12 protein-coding genes are annotated in these 5694 nt (G+C 54.6%); all 12 read right to left on the bottom strand.

The features are described 5' to 3' along the window. On the bottom strand, nucleotides 1-253 hold a 253-nt coding region (rpsM, locus tag ACI2KB_RS29065; protein ID WP_404640519.1), incomplete at its 3' end, for a 30S ribosomal protein S13. 131 nt (nucleotides 254-384) lie between these two features. Beyond that, nucleotides 385-501, bottom strand: a complete 117-nt coding sequence (gene rpmJ / locus ACI2KB_RS29060; protein WP_002555468.1) for a 50S ribosomal protein L36 — start codon at nucleotides 499-501, stop codon at nucleotides 385-387. Between the two features lie 28 nt (nucleotides 502-529). Continuing rightward, nucleotides 530-1861: a preprotein translocase subunit SecY gene (secY, locus tag ACI2KB_RS29055; RefSeq protein ID WP_062384496.1), complete on the bottom strand. Its 1332-nt coding sequence runs from the start codon at nucleotides 1859-1861 to the stop codon at nucleotides 530-532. Beyond that, on the bottom strand, nucleotides 1862-2293 hold the full coding sequence (gene rplO, locus ACI2KB_RS29050) for a 50S ribosomal protein L15 (RefSeq protein ID WP_404640517.1): 432 nt from the start codon (nucleotides 2291-2293) through the stop codon (nucleotides 1862-1864). 3 nt (nucleotides 2294-2296) lie between these two features. After that, nucleotides 2297-2473 (bottom strand): 50S ribosomal protein L30, encoded by a 177-nt coding sequence (rpmD, locus tag ACI2KB_RS29045; RefSeq protein ID WP_108240399.1) that lies wholly within the window; start codon nucleotides 2471-2473, stop codon nucleotides 2297-2299. A gap of 2 nt (nucleotides 2474-2475) precedes the next feature. Beyond that, complete coding sequence (gene rpsE / locus ACI2KB_RS29040) at nucleotides 2476-2976, bottom strand: 30S ribosomal protein S5 (RefSeq protein ID WP_108240400.1); 501 nt, start codon at nucleotides 2974-2976, stop codon at nucleotides 2476-2478. 3 nt (nucleotides 2977-2979) lie between these two features. Next, a complete protein-coding gene (gene rplR / locus ACI2KB_RS29035) occupies nucleotides 2980-3330 on the bottom strand; it encodes a 50S ribosomal protein L18 (RefSeq protein WP_404640514.1) in 351 nt (116 codons plus the stop codon). 10 nt (nucleotides 3331-3340) lie between these two features. Beyond that, entirely contained in the window at nucleotides 3341-3874 is a 534-nt protein-coding gene (gene rplF, locus ACI2KB_RS29030) for a 50S ribosomal protein L6 (RefSeq protein WP_108240401.1), read from the bottom strand. A gap of 12 nt (nucleotides 3875-3886) precedes the next feature. Next, nucleotides 3887-4279 carry a 30S ribosomal protein S8 gene (gene rpsH, locus ACI2KB_RS29025; RefSeq protein WP_108240402.1) on the bottom strand — a complete coding sequence of 131 codons (393 nt, stop codon included), beginning with the start codon at nucleotides 4277-4279 and terminating at the stop codon, nucleotides 3887-3889. A 212-nt stretch (nucleotides 4280-4491) separates the two neighbouring features. After that, nucleotides 4492-4797, bottom strand: a complete 306-nt coding sequence (gene rpsN / locus ACI2KB_RS29020; protein WP_108240403.1) for a 30S ribosomal protein S14 — start codon at nucleotides 4795-4797, stop codon at nucleotides 4492-4494. A 13-nt stretch (nucleotides 4798-4810) separates the two neighbouring features. Next, nucleotides 4811-5350, bottom strand: coding sequence for a 50S ribosomal protein L5 (gene rplE / locus ACI2KB_RS29015; protein WP_404640511.1), 540 nt, complete (start codon nucleotides 5348-5350; stop codon nucleotides 4811-4813). Nucleotides 5351-5370: 20 nt separating this feature from the next. Further along, nucleotides 5371-5685 carry a 50S ribosomal protein L24 gene (rplX, locus tag ACI2KB_RS29010; RefSeq protein WP_108240405.1) on the bottom strand — a complete coding sequence of 105 codons (315 nt, stop codon included), beginning with the start codon at nucleotides 5683-5685 and terminating at the stop codon, nucleotides 5371-5373. Nucleotides 5686-5694: the final 9 nt, after the last annotated feature.

The following is a 5694-nucleotide window of genomic DNA, read 5'->3' as shown; positions in this document are numbered from 1 at the left end:
AACCGAGGTCCATCAAGCGCTTGATTTTCATGTTGATTTCGCGACGCAGGTCACCTTCAGTGGTGAACTTCGCGACTTCGCCACGCAGCTGTTCAATCTGCTCATCGCTCAGATCTTTGATCTTTGCGGCCGGGTTTACCCCGGTGACAGCACAGATTTTCTGTGCAGTCGTGCGACCAACACCATAGATGTAGGTCAGCGAGATAACAGTGTGCTTGTTATCTGGAATGTTAACGCCTGCAATACGGGCCATTCAGTGGGACTCCAATTGACAGCTACCTACGCCCCGGAAGCCAAGAAATAGGGCGCGAGATAATATCGCTGTAATAACAAATAATCAACCCAGCAGCGCACTAGCTGCTGGGCTTTTAGCACAGATCACACTCAGCCTTGGCGCTGCTTGTGACGTGGTTCCGCGCTGCAAATTACTCGAACGACACCTTCGCGGCGAATAATCTTGCAGTTACGGCACAGTTTTTTCACCGATGCACGAACTTTCATCACCAACTCCTCGAACCTTATGGGTGCTTCAGCGCAGCATGCCGCTGCCGTAGCCCTTCAGGTTGGCTTTCTTCATCAGGGATTCATACTGGTGCGAAACGAGGTGAGATTGCACTTGGGACATAAAGTCCATGACAACCACGACCACGATCAGCAACGAGGTCCCGCCAAGGTAGAACGGCACGTTTGCAGCCACGACCAGGAACTGGGGCAGCAAGCATACGGCCATCATATAGAGAGCACCGAACATGGTCAGACGAGTCAAAACGCCATCGATATAGCGCGCAGACTGCTCACCAGGACGAATGCCCGGAATAAAGGCACCGGACTTCTTCAGGTTTTCCGCTACGTCTTTCGGATTGAACATCAACGCCGTATAGAAGAAGCAGAAGAAAATAATCCCTGCACTAAACAGCAGAATATTCAACGGCTGACCAGGAGCGATCGACTGCGAGATGTCTTGAAGCCAGCCCATACCTTCAGACTGACCGAACCAGGCACCCAGCGAAGCCGGGAACAGCAAAATGCTGCTCGCAAAAATGGCTGGAATAACACCGGCCATGTTCACTTTCAACGGCAAGTGGCTGGTCTGCGCAGCGAAGACCTTGCGGCCTTGCTGACGCTTGGCGTAATGAACAGCAATACGACGCTGACCACGCTCAATGAACACCACGAAACCGATGATCGCTACTGCCAGCAAACCGATGGCGACCAAAGCGAAAATGTTGATATCACCCTGACGCGCAGACTCGAAAGACTGCCCAATCGCTCTCGGAAGACCGGCGACGATACCCGAAAAAATCAACATCGAGATACCGTTACCAACACCGCGCTCTGTGATCTGTTCGCCAAGCCACATCATGAACAGTGCACCAGCCACGAAGGTGGTAACCGCCACGAAGTGGAAGCCTATATCTGCAGAGAAAGCAACGCCTTGACCAGCCAAACCAATGGACATGCCAATAGCTTGAACCAAGGCCAAGACAACGGTGCCATAGCGGGTGTATTGGCTGATCTTGCGACGACCAGCCTCACCTTCCTTCTTCAACTGCTCCAGCTGTGGGCTGACAGCGGTCATGAGCTGCATGATGATCGAGGCCGAAATGTACGGCATGATCCCCAATGCAAAAATGCTCATGCGCTCCAGCGCACCGCCGGAAAACATGTTGAACAAGCTAAGAATGGTCCCCTCATTCTGTCGAAACAGGTCCGCCAGCCGGTCAGGGTTGATACCTGGAACTGGGATATGCGCACCGATCCGATAGACGATAATCGCCAGGAACAGGAAACGCAGACGAGCCCAGAGTTCGGACAACCCGCCGCTTTTGCTGAGCGCTGAGAGAGCACCTTGCTTAGCCATTTATTCCTCGAACTTGCCGCCAGCTGCTTCGATAGCCGCACGCGCACCTTTGGTGGCTGCGATACCTTTAAGGGTGACCGCGCGAGTAACCTCACCGGACAGCATGACTTTCACGCGCTGTACGTTTTGGTTGATCACGTTGGCATCCTTCAGGGACTGCACAGTTACGACGCCTTCAACCTTGGCCAGCTCGGAGGTGCGTACTTCTGCACGATCCATAGCTTTCAAGGAGACGAAGCCGAACTTAGGCAGACGACGATGCAACGGCTGTTGGCCGCCTTCGAAGCCCGGAGCAATGGTGCCACCGGAACGGGAAGTTTGACCTTTGTGACCACGGCCACCAGTCTTACCCAAACCGCTACCGATACCACGACCCGGACGATGCTTCTCGCGACGGGAACCCGGCGCTGGACTCAGATCATTGAGTTTCATCGATTAACCCTCGACGCGCAGCATGTAGTAAGCCTTGTTGATCATCCCACGATTTTCCGGGGTGTCAGCGACTTCTACAGTGTGACCGATGCGACGCAGACCCAGACCCTTAACGCACAGTTTGTGGCTAGGGATACGGCCGCTGACGCTCTTGACCAGCGTTACTTTTACGGTAGCCATGATCAGATGATCTCCTCAACGTTCAGGCCACGCTTGGCAGCGATGGACTCAGGAGATTGCATCGACTTCAGACCCTTGAACGTTGCATGAACAACGTTGACAGGGTTGGTCGAACCGTAGCACTTAGCCAAAACGTTCTGAACGCCAGCAACTTCCAGGACAGCACGCATTGCGCCGCCGGCGATGATGCCAGTACCTTCAGAAGCAGGCTGCATGTAGACCTTCGAAGCGCCGTGAGCGGACTTCATGGCGTACTGCAGAGTGGTACCGTTCAGATCGACTTGGATCATGTTGCGACGGGCAGCTTCCATGGCCTTCTGGATTGCCGCAGGCACTTCACGGGATTTGCCGCGGCCGAAGCCAACACGACCCTTACCATCACCAACCACGGTCAACGCGGTGAAAGTGAAGATACGGCCGCCTTTTACGGTTTTTGCTACGCGATTAACCTGAACCAGCTTCTCGATGTAGCCTTCGTCGCGTTTTTGGTCGTTATTTGCCATAACTTAGAACTCCAGCCCGCCTTCACGAGCAGCATCAGCCAGCGCCTTGACGCGACCGTGGTACTTGAAGCCAGAACGATCAAAAGCCACTTGAGATACACCAGCGGCTTTCGCACGCTCAGCGATCAGCTGGCCAACTTTAGTGGCCGCGTCGATGTTGCCAGTGGCGCCATCACGCAGTTCTTTGTCCAAAGTCGAAGCGTTTGCCAGGACTTTGCTGCCGTCGGCCGAAATGACCTGGGCGTAGATGTGCTGCGAAGAGCGGTACACGCAGAGACGCACGACTTCGAGTTCTTGCATTTTCAGGCGTGCTTTGCGAGCGCGACGCAGTCGGGTAACTTTTTTGACGGTCATTTGCTATGCCCTACTTCTTCTTGGCTTCTTTACGACGGACAACTTCGTCCGCGTAACGCACGCCTTTGCCTTTGTACGGCTCTGGACGACGGAAGTCGCGGATTTCCGCGGCTACTTGACCAACCAGTTGCTTGTCGATGCCCTTGATCAGGATATCGGTCTGGCTTGGGGTCTCAGCGGTAACGCCTTCCGGCAGTTCGTAATCCACTGGGTGCGAGAAGCCGAGAGCCAGGTTCAGGATTTTGCCTTTAGCCTGGGCCTTGTAACCAACACCGACCAGCTGGAGCTTGCGCTCAAAGCCTTGGCTTACGCCCTGGACCATGTTGTTGACCAATGCACGAGTGGTACCGGCCATTGCGCGAGTCTGTTGATCGCCATTGCGAGCAGCGAAACGCAGCTCACCGGATTCTTCAACGATTTCGACGGACGAATGAACGTTCAGGTCGAGAGTACCCTTGGCACCCTTCACCGACAGTTGCTGGCCGACGAGCTTAACTTCGACGCCTGCTGGCAACTTAACGGGGTTCTTAGCTACGCGTGACATGCTTATCCCCCCTTAGAACACAGTGCAAAGCACTTCGCCGCCAACACCGGCAGCGCGCGCAGCACGATCAGTCATCACACCTTTGTTAGTGGAGACGATAGACACACCGAGACCGCCACGAACTTTTGGCAGATCATCGACGGACTTGTACTGGCGCAGGCCTGGACGGCTGACGCGCTTGACTTCTTCGATGACCGGACGACCTTCGAAGTATTTCAGCTCGATGGACAGCAGTGGCTTGGTTTCGCTGCTGATCTGATAACCCGCAATGTAACCTTCGTCTTTCAAGACTTTGGCCACAGCCACCTTCAACGAGGAGGATGGCATGCTTACGACGGACTTTTCAGCCATCTGGGCATTACGGATACGAGTTAGCATGTCCGCTAACGGGTCCTGCATACTCATGGGCTAGACGCTCCTGATACAAAAAAAATGAGCCTTGCGGCTACAGCTTATCGCCTTAATGTTCCGGGCACGTGAAAACACGGGCTCTGGCGAGCCGGCAATTCTAGACGTACCCCAGAAACGAATCAAGCCCCAAAAGGGGCTTGATCAGCTTCAAGTGTCGCGCTGGTCGGAAACCGAAGCCCCTCGCAGCACGAAACGAGAAATGCGAATTACCAGCTGGCTTTAACCAGACCTGGTACGTCACCACGCATGGCAGCTTCACGCAGCTTGTTACGGGCGAGGCCGAACTTGCGGTAAACGCCGTGCGGACGACCAGTCAGGCGGCAACGGTTACGCATGCGCGAAGCGCTGGCGTCACGTGGTTGCTTCTGCAGCGCAACGGTAGCTTCCCAACGCGCTTCTGGACTCGCGTTCAGATCCACGATGATTGCTTTCAGTGCTGCACGCTTGGTGGCGTACTTGGCAACGGTGAGCTGACGCTTCAGCTCACGGTTTTTCATGCTCTTCTTGGCCATGGTCCTACTCCAATCAGTTGCGGAACGGGAACTTGAAAGCACGCAGCAGTGCGCGACCTTCGTCGTCCGAACGAGCAGTGGTGGTCAGGGTAATGTCCAGACCGCGCAGGGCATCGATCTTGTCGTAATCGATTTCCGGGAAAATGATCTGCTCTTTCACGCCCATGCTGTAGTTGCCACGACCGTCGAAGGACTTGGCATTCAGGCCGCGGAAGTCGCGAACCCGCGGCAGGGAGATCGACAGCAGACGATCCAGGAATTCGTACATACGGTCGCGACGCAGGGTCACTTTGACACCGATCGGCCAACCTTCGCGGACTTTGAAGCCTGCGATGGATTTGCGAGCGTGAGTCACAACGACTTTCTGGCCGGTGATCTTTTCCAGGTCAGCAACAGCGTGCTCGATGACTTTCTTGTCACCGATCGCTTCGCCCAGACCCATGTTCAGGGTGATCTTGGTAATGCGTGGAACTTCCATCACGTTCGACAGCTTAAGTTCTTCCTTAAGCTTCGGTGCGATTTCCTTCCAGTACAGCTCTTTCAGTCGTGCCATGGTCTTCTACCTAGCAGTGTTCAAGCATCAACCGCTTTTTGGGTCGACTTGAAGACACGAATTTTTTTGCCGTCTTCAACTTTGAAACCAACGCGATCAGCCTTGTTGGTTGCGCTGTTGAAAATGGCGACGTTGGAAGCGTGCAGTGGCGCTTCTTTCTCGACGATACCGCCCTGTACGCCCGACATCGGGTTAGGCTTGGTATGACGCTTCACCAGGTTGATCCCACCAACGACCAGACGGTCGTCAGCGAGAACCTTGAGCACCTTACCGCGCTTACCTTTGTCTTTGCCGGCGATCACGATGATCTCGTCGTCACGACGAATCTTTTGCATGTCGGATCT

Origin of the sequence: Pseudomonas sp. NPDC088444 (genome assembly GCF_044900175.1) — a bacterium.
Lineage (GTDB): Bacteria > Pseudomonadota > Gammaproteobacteria > Pseudomonadales > Pseudomonadaceae > Aquipseudomonas.
The sequence above is the reverse complement of the archived record's forward strand: the minus strand, read 5'-3'. Positions and strand labels throughout refer to the sequence as shown.